Raw genomic sequence first — 17,792 nt, 5'->3', positions numbered from 1 at the left:
CTTCACCTCCCAGCGCTACAACCAATAGTGACTCGATTTTTTCAAATGGGGCGGAAAGTTACTTAATAGTTAAGAGTCCATAGCCAACACCTGATAGTTTTTTTTAGCAATCAAACCATTGTCGTTACCTTTGTACAAAAGAAATTTACTTAAAATTCTACGTTTTTGGACAAATCAACTGAACCACTCATTTTAGTCACTGGCGCAAACGGCCTTTTAGGTAGTGCCATTGTAAACTATTTATTGGCAAATGGGCACCGTGTCCGTGGCTTGCGTCGTAGCGGAAGCGACATGCGGTTGTTGAACGGCGTGGAAACCAAGGTGGAATGGGCCGAGGGAGATGTATTGGATGTGCTGGCGTTGGAAAAGGCATTTGAAGGAGTAACCTACGTCATTCATACGGCGGCAATTGTTTCTTTTATTCCCAAAGATCAAAAACAAATGTACCAAATTAATGTACAAGGAACGGCCAACGTCGTCAACTTGGCATTAGAGGTGGGTGTCAAAAAAATGGCTTTTGTGAGTTCGGTAGCAGCGCTGGGGCGGCCCGACCCGCGCATGATAGACGCGTCGAAACCGACGGTGATTGATGAAAACCAAAAATGGGAAGAATCACCGCTAAATTCGCACTACGGAAAAAGTAAATATTTGGCAGAAATTGAGGTGTGGCGGGGCGTGGCCGAGGGGCTTTCGGCGGTAGTTGTGAACCCAAGCATGGTGCTTGGCGAAGGCGACTGGACGCGAAGCAGTACTCAACTGTTTAAATATGCTTTCGACGAAAATAAGTTTTATACCGAAGGGCTAATCAACTACGTTGACGTACTAGACGTGGCGGAGGCAACGGTGAAGCTGTTGGTATCGGAAGTTAAAAATGAGCGGTTTGTACTAAGTGCAGGTAGCACCACCTACCGCGAAATATTTACCAAAATAGCCGAGGGTTTTGGGAAACGCCCACCTTCAAAGCTTGTATCACCCTTTTTGACAGAAATTATTTGGCGAGTGGAAGCCGCTCGTTCATGGTTGACGGGAAGCAAGCCACTCATCACCAAAGAAACCGCCAAAACGGCCCGAACAAAGTTTATTTACAACGGAGAAAAAATCCAAAAAGCACTTGGGTTTACTTATAGGCCGTTGGATGAAACGGTGGTGCGGGTTTGTAAAGCGTTGAAAAATTGAATATGAAAAAAGTCGATTTAAGGTGTTTTATCTAACTTTACGCTATACACAAACAAGTATTGGCTATGTTTCTCAGAAAAATACGACTTCAAGATTTTAAATGCCTCGCTGATATTGAAATATCGTTTGAGAAAACGAATACTCAAAATCGACAATGGACATTGATTTTAGGGGAAAATGGTACAGGTAAGAGCAATGTTTTAAAAGCAATCGCTTTAGTCACAGCTGGTAGTAATGCGTTAGGGGAGTTGTTAAGTGATACAGATAGTTGGATAAGAAATAATAAAAATAGCTGTCGGATTGATGCCACTTTGGGGACTAAAAAAGGTGAAATAAGAGAAATAAGCCTCATCATAAATCGAAAAGATAATTATTCAAATATTATTTCTAACAACAAGGACTCATTACGTTTGATTGATGATGCTATAGAACATGCCGATCGAAATTATTTTATCGTAGCTTATGGAGCAAGCCGAAGGTTGCCATCAGAAAATTTTTCAAATTTCGAGAAATCTTCAAACGGTAATCGTTCAGGCAATGTAAGAAGTTTATTTAATAATGCTTATTCTTTAAATCCCCTTACTTCTTGGATTATAGACTTAGATTATCGCTCGGGCGAACAAGGTATCGCAATTGTCAAAGAAGCGTTAGATGATTTTTTGCCAAGTGCTTCTTTTCATTCCATTGATAAGTTCAAAAAGCAGGTTTTATTCAAGACCATTGATGGTATAGTACCACTAGATTATTTGAGCGACGGTTATCAAAATATGGCGGCTTGGATTGGCGACTTGTTATACCGAATCACGGAAACATTTAAAGACTATCAAAACCCACTGACAGCCAGAGGCGTACTGTTGATTGATGAAATAGATTTACATCTTCACCCAAAGTGGCAGCGTAGATTAATAGATTTTATCACCCGTAAATTGCCTAATTTTCAGGTAATTGCTACGACGCATTCGCCACTGACGGCACAACAAGCAGATGAAGGAGAGTTGTACGCTTTGAAACGAGATGATAAGAATCAAATTCAATTGATTCCATTTATTGGAACACCCAAAAATCTTTTAATTAACCAATTATTAATGACGCCCGTTTTTGGTTTAGAAACTGACGAATCATGGGAGATAGAAGAAAGTAAGGCAATTTATAATGAACTCAAGAATAAAGAAACAAAATCAGAAGAAGAGAACGAAAAGTTTAGAAACGTCGAGAAGAAATTAAAGAAAAACCTGCCCAAACGAGCCACACCTGAAACCTCAGAAAAAAGTCTTGATTTATTGAAACGTATTGAAGCTAACTTGAATATTCAATAATTTATGATTTCCTTATTCCGTCTCAGAACAGCGAAAGCAATCAAAGCCAAATATCGCGGAACAGAAAAACGTGAAAAGGAGATAGAATTGATAAAAGCTCAACGAGATGTATTAAAAGGCTCGAAAGAAAAAATCGAATTTGATAGCACTTTCTGGAAATTATCAAAGACACAACTTAAAAAAGAGAGTTTTGGGAAGTGTGCCTATTGCGAAGCAAATACCGAAGTCGTAGCACATGGAGATGTAGAACATTATCGGCCTAAAAGTATTTATTGGTGGTTGTCTTATACTTACGATAATTATTTATATGCCTGTCAAATATGCAATCAGATTTATAAAAGTGATAATTTTCCTATCAATGGAATACGATTTCCTGAGCCTCAGGTTAGCGCATACTCAACGGAAGATGAAATAAAGTTATTGGTGAAAAATATCTCACCAGACCCTATTGATGTGAATGCCAATTACACACTTCAAACGTATTTACAAAAACATTATGATGAGCAAGCTTATTTGCTAAACCCTTATTTCGATAATCCTGAAAATTACATTGCCTATGAGGCCGATGATGTTTTAGAAGAAGTAAAAATAGTCCCCCAAAGCCCAGATTTGCAACCCTACATTAAGGCAATGGAAGATTTTTATGGAATTAATCGAATAGAGTTGAAATCGGTAAGGTATGGTATTTTTAGACTCTTCAGAGCCTTTAAAAAAGCGTTGCCGCACATCACACATGCACCAACTCAAAAAGAGGTCATTGAGCAAATTGACTTTATGAAGGCGGACAAATCATTATTCGCTGGTATGGTCAGGTACTTCGATGCAATTTTATAAACGAAGCCTATTTATGCAAAACGCTGACGGGGCTTTATCCCGTCAGCGTTTTGTATTTATGCCATCAGCTTCTTATACTTAATTCGTTTTGGTGTTACGTCCGTTCCTAAACGTTTGCGGCGGTTTTCTTCATAGTCGGAGAAGTTGCCTTCAAACCAATAGACCTGCGAATCGCCTTCAAAAGCCAGAATGTGCGTACAAAGACGGTCTAAAAACCAACGGTCGTGGGAGATAATCACGGCACAACCAGCGAAGTTTTCGAGGGCTTCTTCCAAGGCGCGAAGCGTGTTGACGTCCAAGTCGTTGGTAGGCTCATCCAGAAGTAGCACGTTACCACCTTCTTTGAGCATCATCGCCAAGTGAACACGGTTGCGTTCTCCCCCCGATAGGTTTCCAATTTTCTTTTCTTGATCGCTTCCTGTAAAGTTAAAACGGCTTACGTAGGCGCGGGCGTTACTTTGTTTACCACCGAGTAGAACCCAATCGTTTCCATCAGAGATTTGTTGGTAAACGGTTTTGTTGGGGTCGAGTTGGTTGTGTTCTTGATCGGCGTACGCAATTTGCACCGTTTCACCAATGACAGTAGTGCCGCTGTCGGGTTTGATTTGCTCCGTAATGAGTTTGAACAAAGTGGACTTACCCGCACCGTTGGGGCCAATAATACCCACGATACCCGCAGGAGGAAGCGAAAAGGTAAGATTCTCAAACAAAAGCTTGTCGCCAAAAGCTTTAGAAACACCTTCCATCTCAATCACTTTATTACCCAAACGCGGCCCCGATGGAATGAAAAGCTCCAATTTCTCTTCTTTTTGCTTCATGTCCTCGTCCAAGAGTTTTTCGTAAGCCCCCAAACGAGCTTTCGACTTGGCTTGACGAGCTTTGGGTGCCATGCGTACCCACTCCAACTCGCGCTGAAGCGTTTTCTGGCGTTTTGATTCTTGTTTTTCTTCCTTGGCCAAACGGTTTTGTTTTTGCTCCAACCACGAAGAGTAATTTCCTTTCCAAGGAATACCTTCGCCACGGTCAAGTTCCAAAATCCAACCAGCCACGTTATCCAAGAAATAACGGTCGTGCGTGACGGCAATGACTGTTCCTTCGTATTGGCGAAGGTGTTCTTCCAACCACAGTACCGACTCAGCATCCAAGTGGTTGGTAGGTTCGTCGAGGAGAAGAACGTCAGGTTTTTTCAATAAAAGTCGGCAAAGTGCCACGCGGCGTTTCTCACCACCCGACAAATTAGCAATGAGGGCATCCGACGGCGGGCAGCGAAGGGCATCCATGGCACGCTCCAATTTGCTGTCCAAATCCCAGGCGTCGAGGGCGTCAAGACGTTCCTGAACTTCCCCTTGACGTTCCAGCAATTTATCAAAATCGGCATCGGCATCGCCAAAAGCTTCATTTATTTGATCAAATTCTTTCAATAAATCGACCACTTCTTGCGTTCCTTCTTGGACAACCTCAAGAACGGTCTTGGTGGGGTCAAATTGGGGTTCTTGTTCAAGCAAGCCCACCGAATACCCTGGTGAAAAAACAACCTCGCCAGTATAAGCTTTGTCTATGCCTGCAATGATGCGCAAAAGAGTGGATTTTCCTGAGCCATTTAATCCTAAAACGCCTATCTTAGCACCATAGAAAAACGACAGATAAATGTTTTTAATGATTTGTCGGTTGGGAGGAATTACTTTACTTACCCCCGACATCGAGAAAATAATAGTTTCGTTGCTCATTTTTCGTTTAATTTGTGGTGGCAAATATCGTAAATTGCCCACCAAAACCTTCAAAAGCAGATAAATAAAGTAAACCAGTGATGGAAAATGCCACCTTAATGGACGAATACGGCTATGTCTCAGACGGCAAGGTATTCTTAAAAGGGTATTTAGGGAACCCAGACCGCCAAATTGGCGAAGTGAAACGCACCGAACAAGAAGCCATTGATTATTTTAAAAATCGCTTCAATATTGCTTCGAGTAAGGTGGAACAGTTGGAAAACGATGTCGAAGAAGCCCAAAACAAAGGCTCTTACCTGACAAAATTGGTGCAGCTACGCAAAAAACTGCTCAGTTTTGACGGACTCGGTGATTTTGTCCCGCTCCTAGAACGGCTCGACAAATTGGAAGTGGTGCTTGAAGACTTGATCAAAGTCAACCAAGAAAAAAACCTGGAAATCAAGCGCGCTTTGTTGGATGAAACGCGGGCCGTACAAGTCGAAAACGACGATTGGCAAGCCGCAACGGATATGTTGCAAGAAATTAAGTCGAAATGGATTCGTACTGGCCCTGTTGATAAAGAATACCAAGAGGAAGTTGAAGGCACATTCCAGTTGCTGTTGGATACATTTTTCCAGCAACGCCGCGATTTCTTCTCGGAACTAAACCGCGTCATCGCCGACCGTATCGAACGCTACACGGAACTTATCGCCAAGTCGGATTCGCTCATGCGTATGTATGACCTTGACGAAGCAAGCCGCATCTTGCGCCAAGTGAGGGCAGAATGGAAAGACGTGGGTGAAATCCCAGTGAAACGTTCGGCCAAATTGTACAAGCAATTTAAGCGCTCAAACCAACGGATTATGGACAAAATCAACCGTATCCGTGGCATTGTGACGCAGCCGCAAGAAAACCCACTGGTCACCAAACAACGCGAAATGTGCCGTGAAGCGGAACAACTTGCCCGTTCGAGCGACATCATTCAGGCATCAGAACGTGCCAAAACGTTGTTGAACCAATGGAAAGAAATTCGTCTTCCACCCCGAGTGGGAGATAAAAATATTGCAGAGCGTTTCCGTTCGGCTTGCGATAAGATTTTTGAGTTGAGTTATTTGGCCCGAGTTATCTCACGTAAATATCCTGCGTTTGAAATTCGTACGCCACAAGACCAGCTCAATATCAAAATTCGTGAGATGGAATGGCTCATCAAGCGTGAAAAAGCCGATTTGGAGGTGACCATTGCCAATGCGCAAAATATGCCGCCTGATCCAGAAGCTGAACGCCAAGTGATGGGTAAAATCAACATCCAGCGCCGTAAAATCACGATGAAGGAGAAGATTTTAGAGGAATATAAAATAGCGCTTACGCGAATCTAATTTAGTACTTACGCAGAATTAGATGAGAGGCTGTCTCAAAAGTTTTTGTCACCAAATTATCCTCGGCACCTATTCAACCTCACCCCCCTAAATCCCCCTCACGGTACGCCGTCGCGGCCTTTCAGTAGAGGGGGACTTTTAGAGCCCTTCTCCAGAAAGGAGAAGGGTTGGGATGAGGTTAAAACCAAAGAATATTTTGTGACCTGTTACTTTTGAGACAGCCTCTATTTTTGTTGGAATTCAAATGCCTATTGAATCGACGAGAAGAATTGGTAGGAGCCTAAAAGAAAATCTTGAACCGCAGTAGCGTGGTTTTTACCTTTGAGGGTAATCAGTTCTACATTGGTTGCTCCCCGTGCTTTCATAGCGTTGAAGGCGTTTTGTGAATTGAAATAAAAGACCAAATCGTCGGCATCACCGTGGTACAAACGCGTGGGTGTTTTGGGTTTCCAATCGTACACGTCGTTGTCTTTTACGGCATTGGTAAAACCCGTATCCGAGCCGTCGGTGAGTCCTTTGACAAACGCATCGGTAAAAATGGTATTAAAGCTCACGTTGATATTGGCATTCTCTTTAGACGACTGAATCTGGGCTGCCCAAGGGTCTTTAAAGTACTGAGTCGTGGGGCGGTTGAGGCCATAGATTCGGTCGTAAGTAAGTAATGTCCACAAATAAAGTTGGTTGTAACCCACAACCCCTGTGGTTTTGTTGGTGGTAATGTACTTCATAAAAGCCGTTTTATCGTAAGCACCCGCCCCACAACTCGATGCCCTCAGATTGAATTCGGTACTGGCTTCTTCCTCAATTTTCTTTTGAAGCGACATGGTGGCAAAACCACCTGCCGAATAGCCCGCAATGTACAGACGTTCATCCCACTGAATTTTTTCTTGGTTAATAAACTCTTTTGATGCCCGAATCATGTCCAAACAGGCCGATGCCAAACTGGCGCGGTGTTCGTAAGGATGCGGTACGGTATTAGATGTACCATATCCAATGTAATCGGGGTAAGCGATGATGTATCCCAACGCAGCAAAAAGTGAGCCTGCTAAACTTGCTTCCGAATTGGCCGCAAAGTACGACGGCGCTTCTTGATCGGAGCGAATGGTGCCGTGTTGTACACTGATAAGGGCCGAGGTGGTAGTTTTGGCAGCAGGATAAATCAATGCCCCAGAAGCCTGAATTTCCTTGCCATCGGTGTTTTTCGTTTTGTAAACGATTTTATACACTTTGATGCCGTATTGAAGAAACGGGGCAATTTGCGCAAAAGCAGGGTCTCCTGCCGCTATTCGTTGCACAAGCTGGTCTTTGGTAAATTCCCCAACGAGGGCGCTGCTTACTAAATACTGGTTGGAAGGCGTGGGGTCACTGTTTTTGCTACAGCTACTGACAATCACCGTCAGCGCTACGAGCCACAGGTAAAATGAATGTTTGAAGTGTTTCATACGGAAATTGAATCGTGTTTGGGTTATGATTCTTAACGTACAAAATTAGAGAAAGTTGCCCGCCAATTTTGAAAATACCCTATAATTTGTCAAGATTAACAATGAAAACTTGCTTGTTTTCTTGCGTTGTTTGCGGTTTTTTTAACGAACGGTTGAATGCTATCTTTTTACCGTCGTGAGACCACACCAAATTGGAAGGTGAAGGGTTGCTTGAAGGGGTCAGTAGTCGTACCCGATTTTCAAAGGATTCAGTTCCAAGTTTTACCAAAACAATGCTTCCGTTCCAAACGTAGCAAAGGTGCTGCCCATCAGGGTGCCATCTGAAATACCCTTCTACATTGGATGGGTGAAAGGTAAGTTGAGTGGGTGTACCTCCAAGCGGCGAGAGGGTGAAAATTTGTTGCACACCTTTATCGTCTTTGGCCAAAAACGCCAATAAACTACCATCACTCGACGAACGTACCACGCCCGTACATCCTGGAAAAGCAGTATCGGCGGTGTGGGTCAGACGGCGTTGGCTTGTGCCTTTGGGTGGCATGGGCATGGTGGTGTCAGTACCTTCGAGTGGCCCCCACGCGCCAGGTTGAGTAATGTCGTTGGGAATGTCCACGATAAACACTTCATCAACGTCTTTGCCATTTTTATCTTTTACTTTTCCCACAAAAGCCCGCGCTATTTGGCGGTGGCCGTCGGGTTTTAGATACCCATTTAGACCTACCCAACTATCGCCTGCGGCGTGGCTAATTTCGTCGGAGCCTGCTTGTGGGGTAGGAGTTACCCGCACGACCACGGCGCTAAACCAGTCGCTCGATACATCTTCGCCATTGGTTGTTTTAGAAACGGTCACTGAATGTCCGCGTTTCGACACGCCGATGGTGCGGAGGTTGTGTTTTTGGTGCGTTTTGTCCTCAAGTCCCCTCAGGATGGCATCATTGTAGGTATAACCGATCCAATTCCCGTCGCCACTCCATTCGTGGCGGTGGGTGCCTCCGCGCAGTGCGCCAGCGGTAAAAGGCGGCGTTACGTCACGGGCATCCATATAAATAGGAATATTGGGCGCTTGGTCTTTGATGATAATTCCTGTCCGTCGCCACTGTTGATAAGGGTTGGCGGCGGTCACACTCATTAGGCCATGGATAAACACCACGGATGCTTCGGTGTGGGCATAACTCACCGCGCCCGCGCCAGGCCCCCAGGCGGCGTTGTTGGGCAGGGCGTATAGTACTTTTTTCTCCCCTGTTTGGGTATGAACTTTTTCGATTTTGGCCGAAGCTGCAATGCCACCGTCATCGGTGCGGGTGTCGTACACCAACCACTGGTCATCGGGCGAAAAATTGTCGTTGTTGTCCAAGTCGTGGTGGTACGAAAGGTCGTTGGTTAATTGCGTTTCTTTTAAATACTGGTTACTGTTGCAAGAAGTCATGGCAAGGGTGGTTAAGCATAAAACGGTTGTTAGAAGACGCATATAAATTGGATCATTATAAGTAGGACAATGGCTAACGGGTTGGAGCGCTGATGACGCCCAAATAGCGCCCCATCCAATAGGGTAATAAAAAGGAATCGCCTGCACTTAACTCACTCTGGCCGTTGGCAAGGCGGTCGAGCTTGAAAAGATTGCGATTATGTTTTAACTCTGGACGCTCGTCGGGCGGAAGAACGTGCGTGATGGTTTGTCCCCGAAAATTGGCAGGAACCGACACAAGGTCTTTGCGGTGACTATTTATAACCTGCCATTCGACCATGTCTAGCGGAAATTCTTTTAAGTACCAAATCGTTTCTTTTTGGTCAAATTGTTGCGCCCCTGTCATGGCATAACACAAATTCCACAAGCCATTTTTCTCGGGGCGTTCAAAATTCCAATGCTCTTTGATGGCGTGAAGGTATTGTTTTTTTAGCTCAGGGGTAAACGCGTACGGATACAAACACCAGTACGCCAAAAAATACATTTCGTCGTCGGAGTGATTCCACTCTTCCGAAAGTTCGGCCGCAAGCTTTCCTTCGTGTTCATCAACGCGGCCAATGTCAGCCATCGGGCGCATGAGGTTTTCTAGGTAGCCGTGTTTTTGCATTAACTCATACGCCTTTTGTTTATAAATCTCTTTTTTGGTAAAATGATAAGCTGTTTGTAAAAAACCGATGATGTTGGAAGAGTACAATTTGCGATCGCCAACGGTTTTGGAAAATCCATTGACATAGGCAGGATTCCACTTTCCCCAAAGGGTAGGTTTTCCGTCAAAATCAATCAAATACCAGTCATTTTCGATGATGTAGGTCATCAATTCGTCCATCAAAGTAATGGCTTTTTGTTTGACTTCACCGTCTAGGTTTTGTGCCAACAGGGTCAGGGCAAACATTTGTCCCACGGTTTGGTCGCTACTGGTGGTACCGCGCCAATCCCACACGCTGTCTTTGGCCTGTACCCAGCCGTTGGTCATGCCACCATCCCACGGAACGGCCTTAAATTTATGGTGTCCGTGGCGTTCAAACCCTCGGGCAAAGTACCCTTTCATGCTGGTAATGCTAAAGAGTCGTTGCATGGCTTCAAACGATTCTAGGCAGTTGTCGAGGGCTACTTTTTCTCCCGTCACTTTGTATCGAAAAAGCTGGCTAACGAGGTACATCGACGTCCAGAGGTTGTCGCTGTCGCGTTGTCCCATTTCAAAGGTGGATAAATCGCCATTTTTTAAAGTAGAAACGTCGCAGTTGAAACCATAACGAATGTGGCGCTGCCGTACCTGTTTTTCATAGACCATGGCTTTGTCATGGAGGGTCATTTTGTCAAAATGAATTTCGCCTACGCCTTTGTCGGTAAGTAGTTGAACGGTTTGGTTTGGCCCTGCTGCAATGCTCACAACCCGATTGCTAGGAATCCAACGTTCGCCATAATAATAGTTAAAGCCACCTTCTGGCCGACGCATAAATGCCCCCTTGGTAGAGCCTAGCCATAGTTTGTCGTTGATGTAAGCAAGGGCGGTCAGTTGTGGACAAGGTAGTTTTTCTTGAAGCGCACTGGCCTTGAAAGTAAGGACCGAAACTGAAAAATAGCCGTTTGAAGTACCTACGAATAGGGAGTCTTTGGCCAAAGTAAAACAGCTCAGATTATTGCCCTGAAATTCGGTTTTTACTTCTTTGGTTACCACTGAATAGGAGATAATCTGCTGCGAGGTGAGCATCAAAAAACGGTTCCGAGAAGGATCAAACACCATATCCAAAATGGGCTGACTTGGGACGGTCTTTGTGTCCACAACTGCATTGTTTTGCAATAATGTAAGCCGTTGGGCACTGGCAACCAAAAACGTAAAGTTGGAAGCTGCCGCCAATTTCAGGGCTGAGCCAAGCGAATGTGGTGCATAGACTTTTCCTGCCCACGCGTTGCTCAACACCGCACGGTCGTCCACAAAGACCAGTTGACCTTGGAGAAGTGCCATATCCGCTATTTTTCGGCTAGTCATGGGGAGGTATGAGCGGTCTGGGCGAAGTTGGCCTGGATACTGGAATTGTCCCCCGTGGGGCTGCATGAGCCCTGCCGAAGTCAAAATTCGTATCCGTCCGTCTTTGTCGGTAAGGATTTTACGAAGCTGCACCGAACTATCCTGAACATAGTATTTGATGCTATAATCTTGGAGGTATGGCTGGTCGGTGTAGGCCGTTGGGCGCAGTTTTTGAGATAGCGAAGGAAATGTTGCCCAAAATGTTAGTAATAATGCAAGTGTGGAAGTGAAACGCATAGTTGGCTTATCAGAAAAATAAATATCTATAATACGACGGATGCGGGAGCGAAGACTATTTCGCTGTCCAAAAGGATATTTTGTTACGATATAATTTTATACCATTAGCTAATGTCCGAATTGTATATATTGGTTGATAAATAGCCATAACCCTGAAAAAAATACGCCTGATAAATAGTTTGTGGGAATTTATTTAACGGTTTGGAAGTACCAAAAAATAGTGCATAATTGCGCCCTTTAGTTTGTTGTTTATTAGTCATTTAAAACGAAATAGGCTGCTTTTTTGACATTTGAAAGCGGCAGTTGTAGATATTTAACAGGTAAAAAATTAACGAATTTTGTACAAAGAAAAAGGATGTTTGTATGCTCAAAAAGGCATTTTATTTACTTTTTCGTTTCGTATCTTTTTTGCTATTGGATATTTGTTTCTTTTGGGCTAATTTTGATGAAACCATCAGTTGAAGAGTGATAATAAAGTATAATTTTGAAATGTCGTTATGAATACCATCCACCCAAACCTAACTGGAGAAACCCTTATCATCGAAATTGATAAGGCCAATGTTGCTGAATGTATGGAGTTCCTTATCAAAGCACACATCCCCTTTAAAGTAGAATACAAAGGAACTAGCGCTACTGAGTCTCCCCTGGAGATTGCCTCGTTAATGAGTGATGCAGAACCTGATTTAACCCCTAGAAAAAAAGAAAAGCGCCTGAAAGAAGCGCAGCTCGTAGAAGACATTTATCGACAGTACATTTCTGACACCGATTTTAGTACCTCGGCCAACATCAAGGATATTGTCAAAGAGCACAGTATCAGTTTGTTAAACTTTCAACAAATCTTTAAAACCGTCTATGGTAAGTCTTTTTACCAATTGTATATTGATAAAAAGATGGACTATGCGGCTGATTTGCTCCGAAAAGGGCATAAAGCAAAAGAAATTGCCAAAATGATTGGTTACGGTGACAAATCGAGCATTAAGTTTAACAAGATGTTTCAGAAGCACTTTGGACTGACTCCCAAAAAGTTTCAGATGGAAGCAAGGGCCGCTTCCTGAAATTTGGGTTTGAATCCAACCTGAGGGGCTTGATTTGCGTCATGGTTGAAAGAAACTTCCCCATGAAAAAAATCTATTTCTTGATAGCAATCACTTGCTGGTTGATGGGTTGTGGAAACAACCCATCGCCCTTGAGTAACATCGGCCCCAAAATCAGCGAGATACGCGAAAATGGAAAGCTACAGATGGCGTTTTTGTACAACAAACAAGGGTATGTTACAGAAATCCAAAAGTATTACTCAGATGGTCGTAACGTCTGGGAGTCATGGCGTTATGAATACGAAGGGAGTAAGGTGGTCAAACAAGAATATTGGTCGTCGCATCCGCTTCATTTAAGCACTTTTCCTGCGCCAGGTAAGCCGCTTGCACTGCAATGGATCACTAAATACGAGTACGCATTCAACCAGCCTTATCCTTCCAAAGTCATTACGTATTCGATGAACAACCCCAAAGAAGTCAGTTCGTACCAATTGAATAGCTACGATAATTCGGGGAAACTTTTGAAAAGTGAAAGGTTTACGCCCGATGGGCAAACGAATGGTGTAACGGTCTATGAATACGACCAACGGGGAAATTTGCTTTTTTGGGGAGGTTCGTACTGGGAGTATGATGCCAAGCCAAGCCCGTTGAGGAAGCTGAATATTCCCTATTGGAATCCAAGTTGGCCAAGCCCAAATAACGTAACGGCCAATTTTAGCTTAGATGCCAACGGAAACAAAGCCAACGTATGGCGGTATGAGTACACCTACGACGCCGTTTCGGGTTTTCCTGCGACCTATAAACTGTATGTTGATAACAAATTTATGGCCGATGGAGAATACATTTACGAACCCTAAGGGTAGAATTTAAATAATGACAAAATGAAAATATGCTTCTTTGCCTTGATGCTGTGCTGTACGGCTGCGGAATACGCTGGTGCCCAATCGTTTAAAGTGGTTGCTTTTTTTACGGGCAAAAACGACCAAGCACACGTTAGTTTTGTCAAAGAAGCAAATCGTTTCTTTCCAAAAATGGCGGAGAAGTACCATTTTCAATACGATACTACGTCCAATTGGGATAACCTAAATGCTGATTATTTATCTAATTATCAGGTAGTTTTGTTCTTAGATACGCGCCCAGACAAACCCAGTCAACGGCAGGCGTTTGAAGAATACATGAAAAAAAGGGGGGCATGGATTGGGTTTCATTTTGCCGCCTTTGCCCTAACGCCGTCTAAGTATCCGCAAGATTGGGATTGGTACCACGAAACATTTTTGGGGTCGGGGCAATACAAGAGCAATACGTGGCGGCCGACGTCGGCGGTGCTAAAAGTCGAAACCAAAAAGCACTTTTCAACCAAAAACCTCCCCACAACTTTTACCACAGCCCCCAACGAATGGTACCGCTGGGAGCATGACTTACGGCAAAATCCTGATATTGAAATTCTGTTGTCGATTGACCCCGCTAGTTTTCCATTGGGTACGGGACCTAAGCCGCACGAGATTTGGCACAGCGGCTATTACCCCGTGGCGTGGCGCAACAAAAACTACCGAATGTTGTACCTCAACATGGGGCATAACGACATTGACTACGAAAACAAAACCAACAAAGAATTGTCGTTTACGTTTGAGAACGAAACCCAAAACCGTTTTGTAATGAATGCTTTATTGGGTTTTGGAAAGGGAAAGTGAACATAGCGACGGTGCTAATTCGTCACTTAGACATTTCATAGATGGATTTTCTGTACTCAATTCCCCATTGCGCTATTTCGTCAATGATACGTTCTAAGGTTTTTCCGTATTCGGTCACTTCATATTCGACCGTAATGGGCTTGGTGTCGAGCACGGTACGACGTATCAGATGGTTCATTTCCATGTCTTGCAATTCTTTTGAAAGCATTTTTGCTGCTATACCATCTACCTCTCTCAATAAATCCATAAAACGCATTTTCTCACTTTGCATGAGTGTGCCCAAAATGTGGATTTTCCATTTTCCTGACAGTATTTCCATCGTGTCTTTAATAGCCCCAATACGGGTTTTGCAAATGGCCGTAGTGTTCAGACTTGCTTCTTTTTTCATGCTGTAAAGTTCAAAGTGGTAAAACAAAGGTATCAAAAAAAGGGGGTAGTTTCTAACAGGAAAGTAGTTTCTAAAAGGAAACGCATAACAATTGTAAACCGTCTCGATTTTATCTTTGTATCGGACTTAAAAATCAAGCAAATGAGTGTGCTTTTTGGGGTACATTATTCTTGACTATCAACTCAAAATGAAAATATATAGTGTAGCAATTGTCTTGGTAGCCGTTTTTTTTAATTGCCAAGCACAACCAAAAAACAAAACAATGGCCAACGAAACAGTAAACAGTAATCCGCTTTTGTGTGATCCCGTAGCGGGAATTTGTGGACTTCCAGACGCGACTGACAACCTGAACGTTGCCACTACGCAGACCCAAAAACCAGTAAAAGTCGTCTATTTTACTGACCCAATTTGCTCTTCGTGCTGGGGAATAGAGCCACAGTTGCGAAAACTAAAATTGGAATACGGCAGTAACCTCGAAATCGAATACCGCATGGGAGGTTTGTTGCCCGATTGGAGCTACAACAGCGGCGGAATTAGCAAGCCTTCAGACGTGGCGCACCACTGGGACGAAGTGAGCGTGCATTATGATATGCCCATCGACGGTGATGTTTGGTTAGAATCTCCTTTGCATTCGTCTTATCCGCCGTCGATTGCCTTCAAAGCAGCGCAAATGCAGAGTAACGAAAAAGCGATTTTGTTTTTAAGAGAGATACGGGAAATGGTTTTTTTACAGAAGAAAAACATCACCCAATGGGAGCACCTCGCCGCCGCTGCAAAAAAAGTAGGGTTGGACGTGGCACAGCTAAAAACGGATTTTGAAGGAAAAGCAAAAGCACTTTTTGAGGAGGATTTGAAGGTAGCAAAAACGTACGGAGTAAGAGGGTTTCCAACGATGTTTTTTTCCAACAACAGTGGCAGCCAAGAAACCGTATATGGTACAAAACCTTATGTTTTCTACGAAACAGCCGTGTTGAGACTTCATGAGAACGCTACTAAAAGCGAGTATGGTACAACTTGGGAAGCACTTTTTAAAAAGTATCAATCGTTGACAGCGAAAGAGTTTTCGGTGCTTTCCAATACCCCAAGGAATGAAAGCGAAAAAGTATTAAATGAGCTTTCTAATCAAGGAATTTTGACAAAAATCACCACCAAAAATGGTGCTATTTGGAGAAAAGAGCCGTAATGCGTATTTTTCAACTAGAAATCAAGCGCCACTTGATACCTTTCATTGATGTATTTTTCTAGTGCCGTGATGGCTATTTCGACATTTTGAGGGCTTCTTAAATGACTGTAGGGAGGGGCTTCCACGCCCGTTCCTGCAAAGTAAGGCTGCAAAATCCCCCTCTGTTTCTGGATTTTAGCCCCCATAACTTGGGGGCTAAAATCTTTCTGAATAAATTCCTTCACGGCGGCTTTGTAATAAGCAAAATAGGCGGGGTCGTCGATAATATACCGTATCAGAGGCCACTGACTCGTCACCTCTTTCATGTCCATACTGAGAGAAAATCGCGAATTGTTGGCCCCTCCTCGCATCTGAAACGACAAGTTGAGGTCGTAAGGAATCCAGTGCAGAACGCCGTCGATATTGGCTAAAAAATAGTTGTGGGTCAAGACCCCGTACGAGTCCCAATTGCCCACAGTATTGTTGACGGCCAAATACCGCAAAAACTCTTTTACATCAAATATCGCTTCTAACTCCTTCTTCCATTGTGCATTGTCAATGACCCGTAAAGGGCTATTGAGAGTGGTAATCAGTTGTTTTACGTCCGAATAATCGGCCAAAGTTTGATTGTTTTGTTTTTCAAATTGGCTAGTAATAAACTGCTGCATATTCGACTCAGGTTTATATACGTTACCCATTTTTTTGCCGCTTTGCGTTTCTACCATGTGCTCTTCTACGGTTTCAATGACTTGGTAAATTCCGCAGTTTTTTAACCCTTGACCAAAATCAAGAATAACTTTATAATAGGCAACTTTGCAGGCCATGACGCCGTTGTTTCGGAAGAGTTGGGTGAGCAGTTTTTCTCTTAGGAAAGAGTCGTCGCCGTAGCTAGGAGCAAAAGAGAGTTCTTGAAAGCCATAAAAACGCTGATTTTTGATGGCGGGGTACTGGTCTTCCCATTCGTCGAACTTCAACTTAAAGGGTAATTTGTAGATGCCACTTCGCCACGAACCATTGAGGGATGCGTTGCCTTTGAGCCGAAAACCAACATTTTTCCACGTATTGTCACCTTGTTTAACTTGGGCTTGCACAAAAATTGGGTCACCATAAACGGCATCCAAGGGAGCTCCTACGGGAGGAGTAACGCCAGGAATAGGGCTGGAACTGCCAAATTTACGCGCTGTACGCCATTCCATGTCCCGCTGAATTTTATCCCAATTCTCCTGTCCCACTTGAATAGTGATGGTTCGTACCTGATCCTCTGGAAAGACCCATTCATAATCAGGGGTTTGGCTAAATTTAGCGGGGAAAATATCCGCATCATTTTTGCAACCAATAACAACGGCAACCAACAAACAAAGGAAAATAATACGATTCATGTGCGTAGGACAAGGCTTGGGATAGTAAGGTAGAGGGAGGCTGTTCTCTACTCGTTTAAGTCCTCAAAAAAGTAAGTTATCCCATTCCATTGTTATTCTTTGAAAGTGATTGTGGGCGGAATCTGTATCTATTATCAGCCAAAACCTGGATTTTTATATCAAAATTGGCTGATTATGAGGATACAGCGCGAAAAAAAATAAGTACGCGACTTCGCTGGTACAAAATGAAATAACGATGGGGGATTTGTTTTTGTAACCTTGTTTTTGCTGTGATGCTGATGGCTCTTGGAGGCTGGTTTTAATGTTACGCTCTTTAAAGGATGAATGGAATTAGTTGGGTGTTTTTGGTGCGGTAAAATGTTTGAAATCTTTCTTGAAGTAATTAAAAGTGCTGTGGGATAAGGTCTATGGGGTAGGAGTGTTTGAAATCTTTTTTGAGGTAGTCGTGGTGCTGTTTGGATAGGAAAGTTTTGTTTTCTTTATCAATGGTTCGCTATGATTTTGACAAATTATAAAAAATAAAGGGTAAAGAAGTAGCTTTGTTTTGCGAACCCAAACTA

14 protein-coding genes are annotated in these 17,792 nt (G+C 43.4%); 8 read left to right on the top strand and 6 right to left on the bottom strand.

Going from position 1 to position 17,792, the window contains the following annotated elements:
- The first annotated feature begins 165 nt into the window (after positions 1–165).
- From AC23P2_RS27255 to AC23P2_RS27245, 3 genes are all read left to right on the top strand, one after another.
- Entirely contained in the window at positions 166–1,176 is a 1,011-nt protein-coding gene (locus tag AC23P2_RS27255; RefSeq protein WP_487776120.1) for an NAD-dependent epimerase/dehydratase family protein, read from the top strand.
- Positions 1,177–1,241: 65 nt separating this feature from the next.
- On the top strand, positions 1,242–2,492 hold the full coding sequence (locus AC23P2_RS27250) for an AAA family ATPase (RefSeq protein ID WP_487776119.1): 1,251 nt from the start codon (positions 1,242–1,244) through the stop codon (positions 2,490–2,492).
- A gap of 3 nt (positions 2,493–2,495) precedes the next feature.
- Complete coding sequence (locus tag AC23P2_RS27245) at positions 2,496–3,326, top strand: HNH endonuclease family protein (RefSeq protein WP_487776118.1); 831 nt, start codon at positions 2,496–2,498, stop codon at positions 3,324–3,326.
- Positions 3,327–3,382: 56 nt separating this feature from the next.
- Here the strand turns inward: AC23P2_RS27245 and ettA are convergent, their stop codons facing one another.
- Positions 3,383–5,053, bottom strand: coding sequence for an energy-dependent translational throttle protein EttA (gene ettA, locus AC23P2_RS27240; protein ID WP_472486908.1), 1,671 nt, complete (start codon positions 5,051–5,053; stop codon positions 3,383–3,385).
- 80 nt (positions 5,054–5,133) lie between these two features.
- Between ettA and AC23P2_RS27235 the strand changes: the two genes are divergently transcribed.
- A complete protein-coding gene (locus AC23P2_RS27235; protein WP_487776117.1) occupies positions 5,134–6,408 on the top strand; it encodes a DUF349 domain-containing protein in 1,275 nt (424 codons plus the stop codon).
- A 248-nt stretch (positions 6,409–6,656) separates the two neighbouring features.
- Here AC23P2_RS27235 and AC23P2_RS27230 read toward each other — a convergent pair whose 3' ends face one another.
- The 3 genes from AC23P2_RS27230 to AC23P2_RS27220 all read right to left on the bottom strand — a co-directional run bounded on the left by AC23P2_RS27230 (position 6,657) and on the right by AC23P2_RS27220 (position 11,578).
- A complete protein-coding gene (locus tag AC23P2_RS27230) occupies positions 6,657–7,850 on the bottom strand; it encodes an alpha/beta hydrolase family protein (RefSeq protein ID WP_487776116.1) in 1,194 nt (397 codons plus the stop codon).
- Positions 7,851–7,929: 79 nt separating this feature from the next.
- A complete protein-coding gene (locus AC23P2_RS27225) occupies positions 7,930–9,315 on the bottom strand; it encodes a DUF3748 domain-containing protein (RefSeq protein ID WP_487776115.1) in 1,386 nt (461 codons plus the stop codon).
- Positions 9,316–9,346: 31 nt separating this feature from the next.
- Positions 9,347–11,578, bottom strand: coding sequence for a hypothetical protein (locus AC23P2_RS27220; RefSeq protein WP_487776114.1), 2,232 nt, complete (start codon positions 11,576–11,578; stop codon positions 9,347–9,349).
- Between the two features lie 497 nt (positions 11,579–12,075).
- Here AC23P2_RS27220 and AC23P2_RS27215 point away from each other — a divergent pair, with 497 nt between their 5' ends.
- The 3 genes from AC23P2_RS27215 (at position 12,076) to AC23P2_RS27205 (ending at position 14,303) form a co-directional block, all read left to right on the top strand.
- Positions 12,076–12,633: a helix-turn-helix domain-containing protein gene (locus tag AC23P2_RS27215; protein ID WP_487776113.1), complete on the top strand. Its 558-nt coding sequence runs from the start codon at positions 12,076–12,078 to the stop codon at positions 12,631–12,633.
- 62 nt (positions 12,634–12,695) lie between these two features.
- Positions 12,696–13,469 (top strand): hypothetical protein, encoded by a 774-nt coding sequence (locus AC23P2_RS27210; RefSeq protein WP_487776112.1) that lies wholly within the window; start codon positions 12,696–12,698, stop codon positions 13,467–13,469.
- Between the two features lie 24 nt (positions 13,470–13,493).
- Positions 13,494–14,303 (top strand): ThuA domain-containing protein, encoded by an 810-nt coding sequence (locus AC23P2_RS27205; RefSeq protein ID WP_487776111.1) that lies wholly within the window; start codon positions 13,494–13,496, stop codon positions 14,301–14,303.
- A gap of 22 nt (positions 14,304–14,325) precedes the next feature.
- Here the strand turns inward: AC23P2_RS27205 and AC23P2_RS27200 are convergent, their stop codons facing one another.
- Complete coding sequence (locus AC23P2_RS27200; protein ID WP_028522241.1) at positions 14,326–14,691, bottom strand: winged helix-turn-helix transcriptional regulator; 366 nt, start codon at positions 14,689–14,691, stop codon at positions 14,326–14,328.
- 262 nt (positions 14,692–14,953) lie between these two features.
- Here AC23P2_RS27200 and AC23P2_RS27195 point away from each other — a divergent pair, with 262 nt between their 5' ends.
- Positions 14,954–15,874, top strand: coding sequence for a ClpXP adapter SpxH family protein (locus AC23P2_RS27195; RefSeq protein ID WP_487776110.1), 921 nt, complete (start codon positions 14,954–14,956; stop codon positions 15,872–15,874).
- Between the two features lie 14 nt (positions 15,875–15,888).
- On the opposite strand, the gene AC23P2_RS27190 is transcribed toward AC23P2_RS27195, so the two are convergent.
- A complete protein-coding gene (locus tag AC23P2_RS27190) occupies positions 15,889–17,232 on the bottom strand; it encodes a CotH kinase family protein (protein ID WP_487776109.1) in 1,344 nt (447 codons plus the stop codon).
- Positions 17,233–17,792: the final 560 nt, after the last annotated feature.

The organism is Runella sp. R0.1_18 (assembly GCF_057652155.1).
Note: the sequence above shows the minus strand (reverse complement) of the source record. Positions and strands in the feature narration are given on the sequence as shown.

What these genes read in the sequence shown, in the direction of transcription:
- AC23P2_RS27250 (WP_487776119.1), top strand. Translation starts at nt 1,242, where the DNA reads ATGTTTCTCAGAAAAATACGACTTCAAGATTTTAAATGCCTCGCTGAT.
- AC23P2_RS27245 (WP_487776118.1), top strand. Translation starts at nt 2,496, where the DNA reads ATGATTTCCTTATTCCGTCTCAGAACAGCGAAAGCAATCAAAGCCAAA.
- ettA (WP_472486908.1), bottom strand. Translation starts at nt 5,053, where the DNA reads ATGAGCAACGAAACTATTATTTTCTCGATGTCGGGGGTAAGTAAAGTA.
- AC23P2_RS27235 (WP_487776117.1), top strand. Translation starts at nt 5,134, where the DNA reads ATGGAAAATGCCACCTTAATGGACGAATACGGCTATGTCTCAGACGGC.
- AC23P2_RS27230 (WP_487776116.1), bottom strand. Translation starts at nt 7,850, where the DNA reads ATGAAACACTTCAAACATTCATTTTACCTGTGGCTCGTAGCGCTGACG.
- AC23P2_RS27225 (WP_487776115.1), bottom strand. Translation starts at nt 9,315, where the DNA reads ATGCGTCTTCTAACAACCGTTTTATGCTTAACCACCCTTGCCATGACT.
- AC23P2_RS27220 (WP_487776114.1), bottom strand. Translation starts at nt 11,578, where the DNA reads ATGCGTTTCACTTCCACACTTGCATTATTACTAACATTTTGGGCAACA.
- AC23P2_RS27215 (WP_487776113.1), top strand. Translation starts at nt 12,076, where the DNA reads ATGAATACCATCCACCCAAACCTAACTGGAGAAACCCTTATCATCGAA.
- AC23P2_RS27210 (WP_487776112.1), top strand. Translation starts at nt 12,696, where the DNA reads ATGAAAAAAATCTATTTCTTGATAGCAATCACTTGCTGGTTGATGGGT.
- AC23P2_RS27205 (WP_487776111.1), top strand. Translation starts at nt 13,494, where the DNA reads ATGAAAATATGCTTCTTTGCCTTGATGCTGTGCTGTACGGCTGCGGAA.
- AC23P2_RS27200 (WP_028522241.1), bottom strand. Translation starts at nt 14,691, where the DNA reads ATGAAAAAAGAAGCAAGTCTGAACACTACGGCCATTTGCAAAACCCGT.
- AC23P2_RS27195 (WP_487776110.1), top strand. Translation starts at nt 14,954, where the DNA reads ATGGCCAACGAAACAGTAAACAGTAATCCGCTTTTGTGTGATCCCGTA.
- AC23P2_RS27190 (WP_487776109.1), bottom strand. Translation starts at nt 17,232, where the DNA reads ATGAATCGTATTATTTTCCTTTGTTTGTTGGTTGCCGTTGTTATTGGT.